The following is an 18,938-nucleotide window of genomic DNA, read 5'->3' as shown; positions in this document are numbered from 1 at the left end:
TTCTATTCCCTTATTATAAGCGAAATCTCCTAATCTGTATATAGAAAAAGAGGGCTCATATATAGAAATAGAGTTGTAACCTATGGTTACAACTCTACTAGTTTCTTATGCGTTTTTAGCTACTTCAACGAGCTTAGCAAATGCAACAGCGTCGTTTACAGCAAGGTCAGCTAACATCTTACGGTTAACTTCTACGCCAGCCTTAGTAAGACCAGCGATGAAACGGCTGTAGCTCAATCCGTTCATGCGGCTTGCTGCGTTGATACGAGCAATCCATAATTTACGGAATTCACGTTTCTTAGCGCGACGGTCACGACGAGCATAATACAATGCCTTCATTACCGTTTCGTTAGCTTTTTTGAATAAGCGGCTGCGGGTTCCGCGATAACCTTTAGCTAATTTTAAAATTTTCTTATGACGTGCATGAGCGGTAACGCCCTTTTTTACTCTAGCCATTATTATCTATATCCTCCATTACTCTACGAATTAACGATTAGATTCAATCTTAAGCGTACGGTAAGCATTTAGCTACGCGTTTGTAATCAGCTTTGCTTACCAAAGTAGCCTTGCGAAGATTGCGTTTACGAGCCGGAGATTTCTTTTCCAAGATATGGCTCTTGAACGCTTTAGCGCGTTTGAATTCACCGCTACCTGTCGGTACAAAACGTTTAGCCGCTGCACGGCGGGTTTTAATCTTTGGCATAATTAATAATCCTCCTCAATTAACCTTTCTTTGCTAATATCATCGTCATGTTTCGCCCTTCAAGCTTAGCCGCTTTTTCAACAACAGCTTGTTCTGCCAATTCCTCAGCAAATCGGGTTAATACATTATGTCCTAATTCGGGGTGGCTTAGCTCACGTCCGCGGAACATGATGGTAACTTTCACCTTGTTTCCCTCACCAATGAACTTGGACGCATTCTTCATCTTCACATAAAAATCATGATCTTCAATATGCGGACGAAGTTTCACTTCCTTCAAGGTAAATGTTTTTTGTTTCTTCTTCGCTTCCTTTTCACGTTTCTGCTGTTCATAACGATATTTGCCATAATTCATAATACGACAAACAGGTGGTTTGCCGTTCGGTGCTACTTCGACAAGATCCAACTGATGCTCCTCTGCCAAAGCCAACGCCTCTCTTGCAGACATAATACCCAACTGCTCGTTATCAGCACTCACCACACGAACTTCACGGGCGCGAATTTCTTCATTAATACGCGGCGTATCCTTGCTAATGATAGTCACCTCCACAAAATAAATAAAACGGACAGCATACGCCATCCGTTGACTCATCGTAATATAATAACCTATTGCTTCATGGCAAAAGGTGAGAAGCGGATGGCCTCTACTTCTTAGTTAGTACTCATATATGGTAATACACTTTTCTCTTGCTGTCAAGATGTCTTTTTACTTTTTTAAATCAAAGGCACCTTAGACGCAATTTCTACATAACCGTGATCACGTAACGCATCGCGTAACTTCCACATACTACCTACGAGATCAGCCATGTGCAGTCGTATACGCATACTCAAGAATGGATCGTCCCCTTCAAACACAGCCAACCGCTGCAATGCTAAAGGATTATCGCCGCGCCGAGCATTCCCTGTCGTTACTGTAAGGCCCAGACGATAGCCTGTGTCCTTGGTGGCTTTCAACACCGTGTCGTTGTAAAATCCACAAGGATATGCTACATAACGCACCGGCTTATGCAATACATCCTCCAAGATTAACCTGGATCGCATCAATTCCGATTCAACGTTTGCTTGATCCATCTTCGTCAAATCCTTATGACTATATGTATGCGACTCAACATCAATGCCATTTTGTTGCATAGTCCGCAACTCATCAGCCGTCATAAACCGCGGTGCTCCAACAGAATCACCAATCATAAATACGGTTGCCTTCATCCCATATTTTTTTAGAATCGGCAACGCATTTTTATAATTGTCTTGATAGCCATCATCAAAGGTAATCACCACTGCCTTATCCGGCAATGCTTTACCTTCCTCCAAAAACGCATATAACTCATCTAAGGTAATTGTATGATATCCGTTATCGTGCAAGTATGCCATTTGTTGTTCAAAATGAGGCACCTGCATAGTAAGCGGTGAATAATTCACATCATTCACTTGATGATAATTAAGGATAGGTACTCCTGCGATAGTAGAATAAGAGGCTGTCCACCAACACCCACCTATATACATTGCCGCGCCTAATATAAATATGCCTACAACCGTACACCAATATTTTATTTTTCGTTTCATGCCCTTATGACTCCATTCCTATCCGTTCACCTGAATGTTGAGGTATTTTCACCTACATCATTGTCATTACACCAACTATGTAATGCGTTATAAAAATAGCACACTTCGCCATGACTTTCAATATCTTGACCTATGAAATTTATTGGTAAGAACTCCTTCTATTATAGATAAGTCATAAATTATGTAATTGTATTTCATAAAGCCTTCTCATCTATCTCATATAGTAATAATCTATTTTCTCTGTGCGTACAAATATAAACCCTTTGTCTGTGCGCTTCTCAATTATTGAGAATACGACCGGAGCAGTTCTGTATATTGTATCTCCTCAATATATACATTACAGTGATACACATATGCGTCATTGATATACCTATAACTATTCTATAGAAAAAATTTTTATGCTATTATGTTGACGAGGACCAATCTATAAAATACAAAAAGGGGGTTTTTCAAGTGAAAGGTCTTATTGACTTAAGCCTCGTAAACGGCGTCTGGACATTGAAATTATCCATGATCCAAACCGTTGCCTTGGCAATTGTAACATTGTATCTGGGTGAATTCATAAAAAAACATTCATCCTTTTTGCAGAAAGTGTGTATGCCGGCACCGGCTATCGGCGGTTTGCCCTTTGCATTTATCTGCGCGTTTTTATCGTATTATAAAATCATCAACATTTCCTTTGAAAGCTCCTTACAGAGCTTCCTCATGTTGGCCTTCTTTACCACCATCGGTCTTATGGCCAGCCTAAGCGTTCTTAAAAAAGGCGGTATCGGTATTATTATTTTCTGGATTGTTTGTACCGCCTGGATTGTGGTACAAAATGCCGGTGGTATTATCATTGCAAAACTTATGGGCATTCATCCGATATTCGGCATCATGGCCGGCTCCGTTTCTATGATTGGCGGTCTTGGCACAGCCGGGGCCTTCGGCCTCTTCTTCCAAGAACAGTTGGGTATGCCTGGTATAGCTACCGCAGCCATCGCAGCAGCTACTTTCGGTATGGTAGCCGGTACGCTTATAGGAGCTCCAGTGGGAGAACGCATCATTAAGATGCACAAAGTAACAACGCCTGCTGAAGATCCTTCTCTGCTACAGGCAGATGGTATTGATATGTCTAACGAAGACGCAGAAAGCAAGAGCTTTACATTACCGCAGTTAATGAATACTATCGCCATTGTTGGTATTTCCCTTGGCCTAGGTACCATTGTAAGTTATGGCCTTTCTATTGCTGTTGGTCCGTTACCGGCCTACATCGGTGCCATGATTGTCGCTGCTGTCATTCGAAACTACGGTGACCTTACCGGGTCCTATCATATTAATAGTGCTGCATTAGATGCCGTATCTAATGTTTCGTTAAGTATCTTTGTAACCATGGCTATTAACAGTTTAAAACTGGTACAGCTCATCGATTTAGCTATTCCACTATTGGCTATTTTGGCCTACCAGATAGTTGCTATTGTTATCTTTGCCTACCTCATTTTCTGGATTTTCCAGCGCAATTACGATGCAGTTATGCTCGGTACCGGCGCAATCGGTTTCGGCCTTGGAGCTACACCTAACGCACTCGTTAATATGCTTTCCTTAGCTGACAAACACGGTCCTTCTCCTAAGGCATGGCTCGTTGTTTCGTTAGTTGGGGCTTTCCTCATTGACTTCACCAATGCATTTTTGATTACCTTTATGGCAAAAATGCTATAATACCTATTATATTCGGTTAGCGTATAACCCATTATAATTGGTCCTACATACAGAAAGAGCACTGAATTAAAATTCAGTGCTCTTTCCTTTTACATCACTTTACTTTTTATCTTATCATTACGTATCTTACTATTAATTATCTTACCATTATTTATCTTGCAGCAACGCATACCATGCATTAGCTACGTCAGCTAATTCTTGTAAAGAGAATGTTTCTCCCCGCCGCGCGCCGTCAATATTAGCTTTCGCTAAAACAGATGCGATGGTTTCCTTATCCAAACCGGTTGTCTTCATCGTATTACTAAAGGTTTTTCGACGCTGAGCGAATGCTGCCTTAACGACGCGGAAAAATAATTTTTCATCAGCTACTTCCACCGGTGGTTTCTCCCGCAAGCGGCAACAAATAACAGCACTGGTTACCTCCGGCGCCGGCATAAACGCCCGTGGAGGCACATCCATTACAATAGATGGTTCCGTATAATACTGAACCGCTACCGATAACGCCCCATAGGCCTTCGTTCCCGGTTGTGCCACCATGCGCTCAGCCACTTCACGTTGCACCATAACCACCAATCGTTCTATGGGAAGCTTCATTTCCAACAAAGACATTATTATCGGCGTTGTAATGTAATACGGTAAATTAGCAACCACCTTAAATGGTTTATGATTCATAATTTCCGGAATATTTACCTTTAATACATCACCATGAATAATACGAACGTTGTTGTACTGTGCCAAGGTAGTATCAAGAACTTCTAACAAGCGACGATCCAATTCAACAGCCGTCACCGCTGCCCCACTTTGCGCCAAGCCTTGTGTAAGCGTACCAATGCCGGGACCAATTTCCAACACAGGCTCGCCTGCAGTAAGTTCCGCAGCAGCTACAATTTCATCTACCACCGAGCGGCGAATTAAGAAATTCTGTCCCAGTTTCTTACTCATATGTATGCCGAACCGCTTGCAGACATAGTGTACGACTTCCGGACTGGCTATAATAGATTCTAACATGCAGTTCCTCCGTTAACTGATTTGATCATCGCGCAAGGCAGCATTAAACTCTTCACGCGTAATTCCATAATGATTTAACCGATATAAAAATTGTTTGCTATTACCGTACCCGATTCCCAATTTATCACCAATCAATGCACGGCGGCCCGCACTTGCCGGACAGCCTGTAAGATCGTGAGCGACCATATCCTGCATCGTAAACAATTCGGATGATGTCATTGTCTGCGTATGCAACTTAGCTAATGCACGACGAATGGCTTCCGGAGATGCTTGCTCAATGCCGATATCATTATTAGCCAACGCATCTTCTCGCGCAACAAATGCATGCTGTGCATTAGGAAATTTTTTAGATAAAAATCTACGGATACGTTCCCCCGCCGTATCGGGATCCGTCAAAATAATAATACCTCGTTTATTATAAGCCGCTTCGATTTGTTCCAACACACCGGCTCGCAGTGTAAAACCTTCTGTTGCAATGCAGTCAGCTTCAACCGCCTGTGCAATGCGTTGTATATCCGATTTACCTTCTACCACAATCACTTCTTTTAACATAATGTATCACCGGCCTTTCTTACAAGTTTGCCTCTTTTATTTTAGCAAATCTACCATAAATAGAAAAGCGACAAACAGTCAAACGATAGTAGCTTTCACATCGTCTGTTCTGTCTGTCGCTTTTAACGAGCATCTTATTTCATCACAGAGATTTCATTTATCTCCCGACGCCTCAAAACCTATATATCACATTCACCTATAATGCACTTACTGTAATATGTAGACCTCTACCGAACGTCGACCAAAATTCATTGCTTCGCCATAATCTTCCATTAATAAATCAATTCTGTTACCTACAATAGCTCCACCGGTATCGGCTGCAATCGCCACACCATATCCGGGGATATAAAGTCGCGTACCCAATGGGATTACATCCGGGTCAACCGCCACTACTCCTCGGCGAGCTACCATACCGGTTGCCGTAATACCTCGACCGTCTCCATCACCGGGTAAATACGCACTGGCCTCCATAGTCAGCACTTCTTTATATCGCATATTACCGCGCGATGTTTCGATTGAATCACGGCCTCCCTCCTTAATAATAGTTGGCACCATTTCTTTAAGGGGAGTTTTCTGTATGATTCGTCGTTTTATTTCTTTGCCGTTCTCATAGAGCACTTCTTCACGAACCTGCTCTACCCCCGGCGTTCCTTCCTGCACTACCTGAGTTTCACCGATATGCATAGTATCGTCACGCTGACGTACCTCTTGCACATCAATCTGTCGTTCTGTTTCCTTGACGGAACGACTCGTCACATGAGCAATGGAAATAGAACTGCCTGCTTTAAGCACTTCGCCTTCATCACCACTAGGTACGTAATTAGGTGCCTTATATCCCAACTCATCAGCCAGCCCCCGTGCCGTATGCTGTACAGTCATCACAGTTGATGTCTTGCCATTAACGGTTACGTTTACAGGGAACGCGCGCAAAACAGTAATTACGGTACCGTCTTGTAGGGTCTGCGTGCTGGTAAGTACAGCATCCTTGGCGCCCATGGAAATACCTGCATCACGTAAAATTCCGGAAGCAGAGTTGAGGTGTGTCTTAATTGTCTGTGTTTGACCATCGGCTTCGATCGTCACCGTTTTTACATTCCAAGCAAAGCCGGAAACGGTAATCAGTAAGACAAGTAAGAGTGTTAACAGTAACGTCATATGACGTTTCTGCATTGTCAGATATTTTGTCATCTAATCCCTCCTGCCTTACGTATTCTACCACAAAGAGATACCTCCGTCAAACATTGGTAAACATCGTCCATTCAAGCATACGATAAACTCTTATTTCATCATGCTTTTCCTATTTTTCCCTCATCTCTTTAAGTCCATCACAAAAACACACCGACTAAATATTTATTTTTAAAATTATGTTATCACTTTTTATTTCTTCATTTTATATTCATTTAAGTAATAGCAAAGCCTTGTCAAGTTATTTACAATTCTTCAAGAGCTGTAAATTCGCTTAGGACAAGGCTTTTCAATCTATTATTCATTTGAAGTGATAATTCATTGAATCAAAATCATATTCCAACTCCCCATAAACGACGGCAACCAAACTTAACGATTCGCAGAATTATATCCACCTATGGATGTCCACGATAGATACATCTCACTATACATATAAGGTTGGTGATTTATGGCAGAACCCTATTCATCGATTTCAACCATTTTATTTGTCCGATTTCATCATCGGTTGCATTCGTTCTATAACTGTCATGGATGGTTTCTCCACTGCTTTCAAGGCATCCTTCATCAGCGTTTTCTGTACGCTGATACCATCTTCTTTAGTAACCAATTTTCGATAAGAACCATCGGCACGCATGACATGCGCCTTCGTGTTATCCGCCAGGTATAAATCCAAAATACGACGTATGCGATCCTTATGACGTTTTTCCTCGATAGGTATCATTAGTTCCACACGATCGTTCAAATTACGTGGCATCCAATCAGCACTTGATAGGAATGTACTGTCTTTACCGCCATGGCGGAAGTAAAATAATCGGTGGTGCTCCAAAAAACGTCCCACAACAGATCGCACCCGAATATTTTCGCTGACTCCGGGGATTCCTGGACGCAATGTACAGATACCTCGTACAATCAAATCAATAGTAACACCCTTTGAAGAAGCTTCATACAACTTAGCAATTACTTTTTTATCCAGTAACGAATTCATTTTTGCAATGATATACGCTTCCTCGCCACGTTCCGCCCAAGCAATTTCTTCATCAATATTTGCCATAATTTTTTCACGAAGATTTAACGGCGCCACAATAAATTTATTCCAAATCGGCGGATCCGAATAGCCGGAAATTAAATTAAAGAAAGCCGACGCATCTTCGCCGTATTCATCATTACAGGTGAAAATCCCACAGTCCGTATACATACGCGCTGTTTTCCCATTATAGTTCCCTGTTGCCAAATGCACATAACGACGAATAACATCATCTTCACGACGTACGACCATAGTAATTTTCGAATGTGTCTTAAGCCCTTTTAAACCATAGATTACATGGCACCCTGCCTTTTCCAAACGTCGTGCCATTAATATATTATTGGCTTCATCAAAGCGGGCCTTAACCTCCATAAGAACCGTTACCTGTTTGCCATTATCCGCCGCCTTAACCAACGAAGAAATAATCGGCGAATCACCACTAACGCGGTACAATGTTTGCTTAATGGCCAACACATCCGGATCGTTAGCCGCTTGTGCCACAAAGTCTTCTACTACCCTAAACGTTTCAAACGGATGATGAACGAAGATATCCCCCTGACGAATTACTGAAAAAATGCGTTCTCCCTCATGCCCTACCAGTTCGGCCGGTTCGCACGATTCAAAAGGCTTATAACGTAAATGCTCATAGCCCGGCATATCGCAAAACCCAAAATACATGCATAAATCTAAATGGCCGCCTACTTCATATACATCGCCCGGTTGTAAACGAAGACTGTTCAAAATGAATTGCAATAAGTCTTTATTTCCTTCCCCCATAACTTCCAAGCGAACGGCTTCCCCTCGTCGACGACGTCGCAGGGACTCTTCCATTTCTCGCAAAAGGTCCTTTGCTTCCTCTTCATCAATTTCCAAATCCGCATCACGAGTCACTCGAAATGTCATGGAGTTGACAATTTCGTGTCCCATAAAAAATGCATCGGCATAATAGGTAATGATATCTTCCAAATACATAAACTGACGTTTATTTTTATCTACCGACGGAAGCTCCACAATTCGATTCAATACAGAAGGTATCGGCAAGATAGCAATTTTTTCATTTGCTGTGCTATTTTTATGTCCCTCACGATGTCGAATCGTAACTACTGTATTCATCGTCTTGTTTGCCAAGAACGGAAACGGGTGACCCGAATCGACTGCCAGCGGAGTTACTACAGGATATACCTCTCGTTCAAAATACGTTCGCAGCCATGCCTGCTGTTTCTCCGTTAAGTCCTGAGGCGTAACAAAATATAAACCTTCCTTTTCCAAGGCACTCAACACATTGCGCAAATAGGTATATTGTACGCGCACTAGGCGCTTAGCCGATTCATCAATTGCCTTGAGTTGTGCTTTCGCATCCATATGAGCCGCATCGTAACGAACAATGCCATTAGCCTCCTGATGTCTCAATCCGGCTACGCGAATCATAAAAAATTCATCCAGGTTAGAACTGGTAATAGCAATGAAGCGTAATTTTTCCATAAGTGGATTTGATTTGTCGATGGCTTCCTGCAATACCCGCTGATTAAACTTTAACCAGGATAATTCACGATTAAAATAATATTTCGAATTGGTAAACATCCCTTATCTGCCTCCAATCTTAAGCTTGATAGATAAGCCGAACACTTCGCTGAAATAGTCGGCTTCTCGGGCAAAGGTCCATTTTTCCAGAGATACCTCCTCTTGTGCTACGGCTTCTACCACGATGTTGCTATCACGGCGATGTAATGAAATACGTTCAATCTTATGCTTATGACTAGCATCCAATGCCCGTGCCATACGTAAAATAGCCACTAATTTTGTGACACAAATTTTTTGCAATTCTCTAAGGCGCCTAAAATTATCATCGTCATCACCGGGCGTTCCCTTATATTGATAATACACAACATTGGCCACAATTTCCTTTTCTCGATCGGAAAGTCCGAAAATATCCGTTCCCATTACGATGTGATAACCGTGTTCACTGTGATTGCGCAGACTTACATACTTACCTACTTCCGAAAGAATGGCTGCTATACGTAATAAAAATGCCATACGCGTTGTAATTCCATGGTCCTGTAAAGCATCACAAATCTGCAGCCCAAACCGTTCTGCTTCCCGAGCATGCGTCTCATCCACATGATATCGTTGTGCTACCGATCGTGCCAGTTGTACATTTTGTTCACGCAGCATATATAAAAACGGATGATTTTCTACTTCCGCTCCATAGTACAAAGTAACTCCGTTAACAAAACCGGATGAACTGATAAGTAACGTTTGAGCGTGAACCATTTTTAATATTTCATGATACAGAACCAATGTAGGCATCAAAATATTAGCGCGGTGTTCCGGTAAGCCGAAACGATTCATCAGTTTTGTAGAGGTGACACCGTGAAAGGAATCCACAAATTGATTGAATTGTTGTGGCAACATAGCTACCGTTCCTCTTGCTCCCGAAGACTCAACACCCATTAAGCGCGCAATTTGTTTTGCTTCGTCCCCGGACAAAATAACATATTTTACATTAAAACGACTTACTTCATCACGCACCGGCGATAACATGCTATAAAGGTATTCGCCTACCGCATCAGGAAACGATAACGACGATCTTTGGTTCCGATTAAACGATTCCATAACACGCAAGGTACCGATATGTACATTTTCTTGAAAGAGCATAGCACCGCCTTGCCATACAGTGATGCCTACACCACCCGAAGTGATATCCAAAAATAAAGCCGCATCCTTTGTATCGGTAAACCCTTCCTTTGTCATATGATAGTACAGTCCAAAGTATTTATAATAAATTTCTTTCGGCATATCCACAACTTCAACGGTAAATCCGGTTTGGATAAAAATCTGATCCAGAATACTTCTTCTATTATCTGCTTCTCGAACAATCGCCGTGCCATACACCTTATACTCCGTTACGCCGTACTCCTTCATCAACCGTTTATATCCCTTCAACACACGACAAATTTCTTCAATCGTGTCAAAGGAAAGGCGATGATTCTGAAACAGTTCTTCCCCGAACGTAACATCACGACTGGCATATTCGATTATTTTTACTTGGTCTAACGTTGTGTATTCAACGATAGTCATACTCATACTACTTGCTCCCAGATGTAAAATTCCGTAAAGCAAGGGCTTTTGTAAGGCCATATCGTTACCTCCTTACAAGGCTTCGCACCATTTAACATGTAATGTTCTCTTGTATTCTTTCTTAAATTGCTTCAACAATTTATTAACTGCCACTTCCGCAATCGATGTATTTACACCATGCTTAGTCCATACAGTCAACTCTACCACGTCGTCCTTGATGACTGTCGATACAGACACGGTAGCCTGTTCATGGCTTTCATCAATGGCCTCCGCCAGCGCCAACATCATAGATGTACGATGTACCACACCTTTATCATCATCACTGAGCAGACGACCATAAGGACTGATCTTCATATATTTGCTATTAGCTCCATGAGAATCGGCGGCCATAAAAGAGCACATTGCTTGTTCGTAATGGGAGATTCCATACAAATTACTGTTGACAATCATATACGCACTATGCCGCGCATGGCTGTAATAATTAATTCGTTTACCGATATCATGCAGTAGCGCAGCTACTCGGAGCAGTTCGCGCATTCGATCATCACCGCCGTGCAAACTTTGCCACTGCTCGTAAAGCATATCCGTTAAACGTGCAATGTATTTCGCGTGAATCAAATCGTTTTGCGGCATTCCCAACAATACATTTTCTGCCGAATGAAGCAAAATATTATCAATGATACCGTCAGGATTCATGTAATTCTCGCCGTAATATCGATAAAACAAACCTTCACGTAAACCACATCCGCTGACACGCATAGCTGATGCTTTGGTGTAATCCATCAATTCTATGATTAATGCCGTACCGGCAATAATAATGTCGGCCCGTTCCTGTGATAATCCTGAAATCTTGCGCCGCTGTGCCAATGTTTTATTACATACTTGACGATAAATAGCCTCCAACCGCTCTCTCGTCAATTCGTAATTATGAAGTTTGGCTATAGGATATTCATGAGCACGCTGGTCCATCTTTGCTAGGTTACGTGCCGTACCGCCGATACCTACCAAAGGTAATCCCACTCCGGCTAGCCATTCTTCATCCGACAACAGCTCCTGAATATATGCTTGCATGCGCAGCCGCTCTTCACCGGACATCTCTTTACCACTTTGAAATTTACCGGTTAATGTTAGTGCCCCCATGGGAAGACTAACCGATCGTAAAGCCTGTCTATCTCGTACCAATGTCACTTCCACGCTGGCACCGCCCAAGTCAAACAACACAAAATCTCGTAAACCGATTGTGTTAATGACACCGAGGAACCCAAGATGCGCTTCCTCCTCACCGCTGATACAAACCAAATCGATCCCGGTTTCTTCTTTTACCCGTTCGATAAATTCGCCGCCGTTATGCGCTAACCGCACCGCTGCCGTCGCAACCGCGTAAATTTCATGACTATCCATCGCCTCTGCCATATGAGAAAAGGCTTTCATACTACTCAACGCACGTTGAATCGCCTCTTCCGTAAGACGGTTATGTGTCCACATATTCTCGCTTAAGCGGATACTCTCCTTCTGTTGATAAATCAACTGATAACTACCGTTATCTGCAATTTCCATAATTACAAATCGTACGGAGTTAGAACCCAAATCTATAAACGAAACTCGCTTCATCGCATCCCCCTATAATAATTCACTGCTCGATACTAATTGCATTACCTATGGTAAGTAAAATCTACCGTATTGCGGTAGACGATCTACTTCAATCTTACCCAATGCAGACATTCTTTTCAAGTCTAACCACAAAAAAGCGTCGCCTTCAATAGGATTTTCCCATCAAAAGCGACGCTTTCCTTTATAAGTTTATCATTCGCAAAATTGTCAGTAATCAACATTAACGAATCAGTGAAATCATCTACTGAATGCCAAAGAGACGTTTACCGTTTTCCAACGCAATTTCAGCCAGTTCATCTGCTGTTATCCCTTTCAATCGCGCAATCTCTTCTGCTACAAATTGTGTCTTTGTCGGATCGTTGCGGCGACCGCGGAACGGTGGCGGCGTCAAGTATGGCGAATCTGTTTCAATCAAAATCCGGTCCAACGGCACTTGCTGTGCTACTTCTTTTAGTCGTGTGGACTTCGGAAATACTACCGGTCCTGCAAACGAAATATAATATCCCAGCTTCATACACTCTTTAGCCATTTCCCAACTACCGGAATAGCAATGGAAAATACCGAAATTTCCTTTGCCATACGTACGCAGTGTATCAAGAATATCACCGTGTGCATCACGATCGTGAATAATGATAGGTAAATCGACTTCACGAGCCAGCGCTAACTGACGCTTAAACTCTTTCATTTGTGTTTCACGATCAGAGAAATCATAGTAATAATCTAATCCGATTTCACCAATGGCCTTTACCTTATCATGATGTAATGCCATATCTTTAAAATATTCGTAGTCTTCTTCGGTAACATCCTTCGATTCATGAGGATGCACACCTACCGCTGCATAAATTTGTTCGTACTGATCAGCCAAGGCGATGGCCGACTCTGCCGTAGCCCTATCCACAGCGGGGCACATAATATATTCTACCCCTGCCGCAAAACAAGCGTCCAACATTTCGGTACGATCATTATCAAAGCGCTCCTCATTCACATGCGCATGAGTATCGAATAAACGCATATTATTTCACCAGACTTCCTGCCGGCAAAGAATCAATGTTTGTTACTTCCAAATTATCCGCAAAATCTGATGCGGACAAAATCATACCATACGACTCAATGCCCATCAATTTTTTCGGTGCCAGGTTAGCCAGATAAATTACCTTTTTACCAATCAACTGTTCCGGTTCATAATATTGCGAAATGCCGCTTACTACCGTACGTTCTTCGACACCTACGTCTAACGTGAATTTTAACAACTTCTTAGATTTTTTCACCTTTTCACAGGTCAACACTGTAGCTACACGTAAATCAAGTTTAGCGAAATCATCATATTCAATGTTTTCTTTAATCGGTGGAATATCCTGAGCTTCCTCTTCCTGTGCCGGTTCTTCAACCGGTGTTGCCTCTACCATTTCAGGCATATCAAAACGAGGGTAAATCGGTTGTCCCTTCTGTACCTTAGTACCGCTGGCCAATCCGCCCCAAGCGCGTACATCATCAAGTGATGCTGTCTCAAATCCGGAAAGACCCAGCTGTTCCCAAATTTTCGGTGCTCCTGTCGGAATTACCGGATCTACCAATACAGCGATAATGCGCAATGCTTCAGCCAAATGATACATAACCGTTTGCAGACGTTCTGCATCTCCTTCGTTAGCACCCTTCGCCAATACCCACGGCATGGTTTCATCGATATACTTATTCGTACGACCGATAAATGCCCATACCGCTTTCAATGCACGGTTCAATTCATAGCTTTCCATGCATTGTTCGTAGGTAGACACCGTTTCTTCTGCCATTTCTTTTAAGGAGATATCAAATTCACCAACCGACGGCATAGCCGTAATCACACCACCATGATATTTTTCAATCATAGCTACCGTACGATTTAACAGATTACCTAAATCATTAGCTAAATCAGAGTTGACACGCTGTACAAAATTCGGCAATGTAAAGTTACCATCATGTCCCAACTGAATTTCACTGAGCAAATAATAGCGCAGTGCATCCGAACCATACGTATCGATAAGTGGAATTGGATCGATTACGTTCCCTAAGGATTTACTCATCTTGGTACCATCAACAATAAGCCAGCCATGACCATATACCTTTTTAGGCAACGGCAACTCCAGACTCATAAGCATAATCGGCCAAATAATAGAATGGAATCGAACAATTTCTTTACCAACCAAGTGTAAATCAGCCGGCCAGAACCGTTCATACAAATCACTGGAAGGATCATCCGGTGCCAGCGCACTGATATAGTTAACCAATGCATCGAACCATACATACACAACATGCTTCGGATCGAAGGGCACCTTAATCCCCCAATCAAAACTGGTACGGGATACGCATAAGTCTTCCAGCCCCTGCTTTACAAATTGAATCATTTCATTACGGCGTGATTCCGGCTGAATGAAGTCCGGATTGTCCTCGATAAATTTCAGCCAACGATCGGCGTATTTGTTCATCTTAAAGAAATAACTTTCTTCTTGAATGCGTTCTACAGGGCGACCGCAATCGGGACAGGTGTGATTTTCTCCCAGCTTTTGTTCCGTCCAAAAGGTTTCGCACGGCGTACAATACCAACCTTCATAGGTAGATTTATAAATATCTCCCTTATCGTAGGCCTTTTGGAATAGCTCCTGTACCACTTTTTCATGACGAGGTTCCGTCGTCCGGATGAAGTCGTCATTGGAGATATTCATTTTCTTCCACAAATTTTGGAAGCCTTTAACAATATCAGTGGTATATTCCAAAGGAGTAATTCCCATAGCTTCGGCAATACGCTGAATTTTTTGACCGTGTTCATCGGACCCCGTCAAAAAGCGTACATCAAATCCGGCACGGCGTTTATATCGAGCAATTGTATCGGCAATAGCCGTACAATAGGTATGCCCGATATGCAGTTTCGCGCTGGGATAATATATCGGTGTCGTAATATAAAACGTTTTTTTCTTCTCTGTCATTCTTGTTCCTCCTCGGCTTGGCTACGAACCTCACTATTAGTTTGATTCGCTCGTTCAACGGCATTGTATACCTCACGGCGAGATACACCGCGCCGCTTCGCCACTTCGCGTATGGCTTCTTTTTTGGCGATACCCTTTGCCATCAGTTCTCCAACCTCTTCCTCGTAGGATAGGTCATTTATATTAGTATACCCCTCAGCGTTATCTTCATCAAGTCGCGTTTTAACGCCGCCAATGATAATAACAAACTCACCTTTCAAGGTTAAACTCTCCTCATCGGCTACAACAGATGCAAGATTGGTATACGTAAATTCCTCGAAACGTTTGGTTAGCTCGCGGGCAATAGCAACCGGGCGATTTCCCAACACCCTCTTCATATCACTCAATACTTCGCGGATTCGGTGTGGTGCTTCATAGAAAATCAATGTTTCTTCATAGGCGCCGACGCGCGTTAATACCTCGAGGCGATGTCGTCCCTTTTTCGGTAAGAAACCGATAAAGCAGAATCCCGTCGTATCCTGACCGGAAGCAATAAGTGCCGTCAGTCCTGCATTGGCCCCCGGCAAAGGAACAACCTGAATTCCTAATTCCAGTGCCCGCCGTGCAATATCCGCACCGGGATCTGAAATCGCCGGCATGCCCGCATCACTGATAACTGCTATAGATTTACCCTCTTGCAGCATCGTCAACAGCTGCGTTCCTTTTTCCGCCTTATTATGCTCATGATAGGATATCATCGGTGTATGAATGTCAAAATGAGATAACAAAATACCGCTGTGTCTTGTATCTTCGGCAGCAATATAATCTACCTCTGCCAATGTTCTAACGGCGCGGTACGTCATATCCTCCATGTTACCGATGGGTGTCGGCACAAGATACAGTATGCCACTCTTTTTCTCCATACCAGCTCATCACCTCCTCACTATACACGCCAGGTGTATCATAAATATATAAGGGAGGCTCCACTTCCATACCGGCCGCAGCCCCCTTACGACCTTCCACCACAACCAACTTTGCCGGACGCCCTACTAAACTATGTATCATTCGCAATCGTTTCGGTGTAAGCCTATATCGCTCCATACCGACGAGTAGCTCCGCCAATCGTTCCGCCCTATAAATCAACCACACATGTCCATGAAACTTGACCAGACGGTAGGCCGACTCCAAGACATCATCCAATGCCGTCACCGTTTCATGGCGAGCCATAGCCCGTCCAACTCCGGTTGCTACACGCCCATTGCCTACAGAAAAATACGGCGGATTCACAATGACACCGTCAAAGGCTTCCGCCGCTAGTAGCGTACGATCGCGATAATCTCCTTCCACTACGGTAATACGATGCTCGCGTTCATTCATCTTCACATTCCGCCTGGCCAGATCAGCCATAATCGGATTTATTTCTACCGCAGTAACCGTACCGGCCCCCCTTGATGTCAACAGCAAGGGGATAGCTGCCGTTCCTGTCCCTAAATCAATATACTTTCGTTTGCTATGCACGGTAGCAAAATAAGTAAGAATAACCGTATCTAACGAAAAACAAAATTCATCGGGTCGTTGCCAAATTTTCAAATCGTCGATTAAAAGATCCACTAACCGTTCTTTCACATGCTCAGTCATCCGGCAAAGCTACCTCCGACCACGGTAAATCAACAGTACGACCTCCATCAAATTGTACCTTCACCATTTTCTTGTTACGATTAATACGAACAACTTTTCCAAGCCCTTCATCGGTAACTACTTCTTTGCCCACCCCTGGTGGTTCCGTAATAACCGGCGCCTGTTTTGTTTTTTCCGTATATAAATCGCCACCCTTGGCGTACAAATCGTTTTCATAATTCAAGCAACACATCAAACGGCCGCAAACGCCGGAAATTTTAGTTGGATTTAAGCTTAAATTCTGATCCTTAGCCATTCGGATTGACACGGGTGTGAAGTCTCCTAAAAACGTGGAACAACACAGCGGTCGTCCACAGGCGCCGATACTGTTAATAATTTTTGCTTCATCACGCACACCGACCTGACGCAATTCAATACGTGTACGGAATACAGTGGCTAAGTCCTTAACTAACTCGCGGAAATCGATACGACCGTCGGCAGTAAAGAAGAAAATAATTTTGCTCATGTCAAATGTATACTCTACATTGATAAGTTTCATGGGCAAGCCTCGATGTGCAATTTTTTCCAAACCAATATCGAAGGCTTTCTTCTCACGCTGTTTATTTTTTTCTACCTGCTTATAATCTTTAGCCGTCGCTTTGCGAATAACACTTTTCAGCGGCTGTACCACAGAATTATCGTCTACTTGCCGCGGCGCAATCACTACATCACCGAATTCAACACCGCGCGCCGTCTCAACAATAACGCCGTCGCCCAATGCCAAATCAGCACCACCGGGAGAAAAATAATAAATCTTCCCGGCTTTTTTAAATCGAATACCTACAATGGTAATCACCGTATATCCTCCTTCACCGCTTGGCGCAGAGCAATAATGACTCCATCTACCACCAAGGCGGCTTTCACATATAATCGTAACGCATCATCCGCATCCAACAGCTCTCGCTGCAGTGCTACCAATGATCGCGTGCTCCATCCGTGTAACATACGCAACAGTCGTTTCTCATATAAGGGACACTGCAACAAACTATGGGCACCACCGGCACGGAGTACCATCATATCACGTCCCAAAACGCGCATCCAGCGAAACACCTCTCGCAGCTTTTCCCTATCCAGCGACTCCAACAATAAAGAAATACGTGTAAAAAATCGACGTTCACCTAACAATTCCAATACGGTAACAGCTGTTTCTAATTGTTTAGGTACCCCTTCTTCGGCTAATTTTTGCACCAATAAGGGATTTCCGTGTCCCGCTGCCAACGCCTCTGTCAAATCACCGTGATAGCCTCTTTGCTTCATAGCCTGTCGTATACTGTCATCATCAACAGCTCCAAATCCTACTGCCATACAGCGGGACCGAATTGTCGGTAAGACAGAAGAAAGCTGTGTAGTAATAATAATAAAATACACATTCGGTGGCGGCTCTTCAATCGTCTTTAACATGGCATTAGCCATAATTGCATTCGCCGTCTGAAAATCCTCCACAATTACCACACGGTTACCATCACCGGCGCGTCCCATGTATTCCTGCAACAAACGATACCATTGCTCTACTTTTAGCACGGTCTTCGTCGGCCGGATCCAAAAGACAGTACCACCGTCAACATAAATAGGCAAACCTTCTTCGGATGCCTTCTTTTCAGACTCACCATCTTGCCGCCTTGCTTCGTGCACCTGTTGCAAAAAGGTTTCACCTTGATCGGGACTGAGTGCCTGTCTGCCAATTAAAAGAGAGGCCAATCCGATAGCCGTATTTAATTTTCCTAAACCGGATTCGCCATAAAATAGCAGACTATGCGGTAGCATATTCCGTGTAACGAGCGTAGTCAAATGATTGATAATCGATTGCTGTCCCACTACCTGTGAAAAATATGACATCCGCATTCCTCCCTATATACAACTACTGTTCCTACTGTGCGTAAGTATCTATATTATATACTAAAAA

At 43.1% G+C, this 18,938-nt stretch carries 17 protein-coding genes; 1 reads left to right on the top strand and 16 read right to left on the bottom strand.

The window, feature by feature from the left end:
- Positions 1–105 precede the first annotated feature (105 nt).
- The 4 genes from rplT to Q5873_RS04690 all read right to left on the bottom strand — a co-directional run bounded on the left by rplT (position 106) and on the right by Q5873_RS04690 (position 2,263).
- A complete protein-coding gene (rplT, locus tag Q5873_RS04705; protein WP_028255626.1) occupies positions 106–456 on the bottom strand; it encodes a 50S ribosomal protein L20 in 351 nt (116 codons plus the stop codon).
- A gap of 49 nt (positions 457–505) precedes the next feature.
- On the bottom strand, positions 506–703 hold the full coding sequence (rpmI, locus tag Q5873_RS04700) for a 50S ribosomal protein L35 (protein WP_006555054.1): 198 nt from the start codon (positions 701–703) through the stop codon (positions 506–508).
- A gap of 19 nt (positions 704–722) precedes the next feature.
- Positions 723–1,280: a translation initiation factor IF-3 gene (gene infC, locus Q5873_RS04695; RefSeq protein WP_303059536.1), complete on the bottom strand. Its 558-nt coding sequence runs from the start codon at positions 1,278–1,280 to the stop codon at positions 723–725.
- A gap of 134 nt (positions 1,281–1,414) precedes the next feature.
- The gene (locus Q5873_RS04690) at positions 1,415–2,263 is read right to left on the bottom strand and encodes a polysaccharide deacetylase family protein (RefSeq protein ID WP_276627391.1); all 849 of its coding nucleotides are present in this window, start codon (positions 2,261–2,263) and stop codon (positions 1,415–1,417) included.
- Positions 2,264–2,773: 510 nt separating this feature from the next.
- Between Q5873_RS04690 and Q5873_RS04685 the strand changes: the two genes are divergently transcribed.
- Complete coding sequence (locus Q5873_RS04685) at positions 2,774–3,961, top strand: sodium/glutamate symporter (RefSeq protein WP_367997316.1); 1,188 nt, start codon at positions 2,774–2,776, stop codon at positions 3,959–3,961.
- 147 nt (positions 3,962–4,108) lie between these two features.
- Here Q5873_RS04685 and rsmA read toward each other — a convergent pair whose 3' ends face one another.
- The 12 genes from rsmA to Q5873_RS04625 form a co-directional block, all read right to left on the bottom strand.
- Positions 4,109–4,969 carry a 16S rRNA (adenine(1518)-N(6)/adenine(1519)-N(6))-dimethyltransferase RsmA gene (gene rsmA / locus Q5873_RS04680; RefSeq protein ID WP_205088159.1) on the bottom strand — a complete coding sequence of 287 codons (861 nt, stop codon included), beginning with the start codon at positions 4,967–4,969 and terminating at the stop codon, positions 4,109–4,111.
- 12 nt (positions 4,970–4,981) lie between these two features.
- Positions 4,982–5,521 carry a ribonuclease M5 gene (rnmV, locus tag Q5873_RS04675; RefSeq protein WP_028255620.1) on the bottom strand — a complete coding sequence of 180 codons (540 nt, stop codon included), beginning with the start codon at positions 5,519–5,521 and terminating at the stop codon, positions 4,982–4,984.
- Between the two features lie 207 nt (positions 5,522–5,728).
- Positions 5,729–6,709: a resuscitation-promoting factor gene (locus Q5873_RS04670; protein ID WP_205088160.1), complete on the bottom strand. Its 981-nt coding sequence runs from the start codon at positions 6,707–6,709 to the stop codon at positions 5,729–5,731.
- A 478-nt stretch (positions 6,710–7,187) separates the two neighbouring features.
- Entirely contained in the window at positions 7,188–9,311 is a 2,124-nt protein-coding gene (locus tag Q5873_RS04665; protein WP_205088161.1) for an RNA degradosome polyphosphate kinase, read from the bottom strand.
- Positions 9,312–9,314: 3 nt separating this feature from the next.
- On the bottom strand, positions 9,315–10,868 hold the full coding sequence (locus tag Q5873_RS04660; RefSeq protein WP_303059531.1) for a Ppx/GppA phosphatase family protein: 1,554 nt from the start codon (positions 10,866–10,868) through the stop codon (positions 9,315–9,317).
- 12 nt (positions 10,869–10,880) lie between these two features.
- On the bottom strand, positions 10,881–12,419 hold the full coding sequence (locus tag Q5873_RS04655; RefSeq protein WP_303059529.1) for a Ppx/GppA phosphatase family protein: 1,539 nt from the start codon (positions 12,417–12,419) through the stop codon (positions 10,881–10,883).
- Positions 12,420–12,660: 241 nt separating this feature from the next.
- Positions 12,661–13,431 (bottom strand): TatD family hydrolase, encoded by a 771-nt coding sequence (locus tag Q5873_RS04650; protein ID WP_205088164.1) that lies wholly within the window; start codon positions 13,429–13,431, stop codon positions 12,661–12,663.
- 1 nt (position 13,432) lies between these two features.
- Positions 13,433–15,379: a methionine--tRNA ligase gene (gene metG / locus Q5873_RS04645; protein WP_288300819.1), complete on the bottom strand. Its 1,947-nt coding sequence runs from the start codon at positions 15,377–15,379 to the stop codon at positions 13,433–13,435.
- On the bottom strand, positions 15,376–16,281 hold the full coding sequence (gene rsmI / locus Q5873_RS04640; RefSeq protein WP_303059526.1) for a 16S rRNA (cytidine(1402)-2'-O)-methyltransferase: 906 nt from the start codon (positions 16,279–16,281) through the stop codon (positions 15,376–15,378). Before rsmI ends, metG begins: the two co-directional genes overlap by 4 nt.
- Entirely contained in the window at positions 16,232–16,996 is a 765-nt protein-coding gene (locus tag Q5873_RS04635) for a tRNA1(Val) (adenine(37)-N6)-methyltransferase (protein ID WP_288300815.1), read from the bottom strand. Before Q5873_RS04635 ends, rsmI begins: the two co-directional genes overlap by 50 nt.
- The gene (locus Q5873_RS04630) at positions 16,989–17,831 is read right to left on the bottom strand and encodes a PSP1 domain-containing protein (protein ID WP_303059523.1); all 843 of its coding nucleotides are present in this window, start codon (positions 17,829–17,831) and stop codon (positions 16,989–16,991) included. The genes Q5873_RS04635 and Q5873_RS04630 overlap by 8 nt, the downstream gene beginning before the upstream one ends.
- Positions 17,828–18,871 (bottom strand): hypothetical protein, encoded by a 1,044-nt coding sequence (locus tag Q5873_RS04625; protein WP_303059521.1) that lies wholly within the window; start codon positions 18,869–18,871, stop codon positions 17,828–17,830. The genes Q5873_RS04630 and Q5873_RS04625 overlap by 4 nt, the downstream gene beginning before the upstream one ends.
- Between the last annotated feature and the right edge of the window lie 67 nt (positions 18,872–18,938).

The sequence above is a fragment of the Veillonella magna genome, assembly GCF_959600285.1.
Lineage (GTDB): Bacteria > Bacillota > Negativicutes > Veillonellales > Veillonellaceae > Veillonella_A > Veillonella_A magna.
This window is presented reverse-complemented; position numbering and strand designations above follow the sequence as displayed.

Coding starts and splice junctions, on each gene's coding strand:
- rplT (WP_028255626.1), bottom strand. CDS start 456: ATGGCTAGAGTAAAAAAGGGCGTTACCGCTCATGCACGTCATAAGAAA.
- rpmI (WP_006555054.1), bottom strand. CDS start 703: ATGCCAAAGATTAAAACCCGCCGTGCAGCGGCTAAACGTTTTGTACCG.
- infC (WP_303059536.1), bottom strand. CDS start 1,280: ATGGCGTATGCTGTCCGTTTTATTTATTTTGTGGAGGTGACTATCATT.
- Q5873_RS04690 (WP_276627391.1), bottom strand. CDS start 2,263: ATGAAACGAAAAATAAAATATTGGTGTACGGTTGTAGGCATATTTATA.
- Q5873_RS04685 (WP_367997316.1), top strand. CDS start 2,774: ATGATCCAAACCGTTGCCTTGGCAATTGTAACATTGTATCTGGGTGAA.
- rsmA (WP_205088159.1), bottom strand. CDS start 4,969: ATGTTAGAATCTATTATAGCCAGTCCGGAAGTCGTACACTATGTCTGC.
- rnmV (WP_028255620.1), bottom strand. CDS start 5,521: ATGTTAAAAGAAGTGATTGTGGTAGAAGGTAAATCGGATATACAACGC.
- Q5873_RS04670 (WP_205088160.1), bottom strand. CDS start 6,709: ATGACAAAATATCTGACAATGCAGAAACGTCATATGACGTTACTGTTA.
- Q5873_RS04665 (WP_205088161.1), bottom strand. CDS start 9,311: ATGTTTACCAATTCGAAATATTATTTTAATCGTGAATTATCCTGGTTA.
- Q5873_RS04660 (WP_303059531.1), bottom strand. CDS start 10,868: ATGGCCTTACAAAAGCCCTTGCTTTACGGAATTTTACATCTGGGAGCA.
- Q5873_RS04655 (WP_303059529.1), bottom strand. CDS start 12,419: ATGAAGCGAGTTTCGTTTATAGATTTGGGTTCTAACTCCGTACGATTT.
- Q5873_RS04650 (WP_205088164.1), bottom strand. CDS start 13,431: ATGCGTTTATTCGATACTCATGCGCATGTGAATGAGGAGCGCTTTGAT.
- metG (WP_288300819.1), bottom strand. CDS start 15,379: ATGACAGAGAAGAAAAAAACGTTTTATATTACGACACCGATATATTAT.
- rsmI (WP_303059526.1), bottom strand. CDS start 16,281: ATGGAGAAAAAGAGTGGCATACTGTATCTTGTGCCGACACCCATCGGT.
- Q5873_RS04635 (WP_288300815.1), bottom strand. CDS start 16,996: ATGACTGAGCATGTGAAAGAACGGTTAGTGGATCTTTTAATCGACGAT.
- Q5873_RS04625 (WP_303059521.1), bottom strand. CDS start 18,871: ATGTCATATTTTTCACAGGTAGTGGGACAGCAATCGATTATCAATCAT.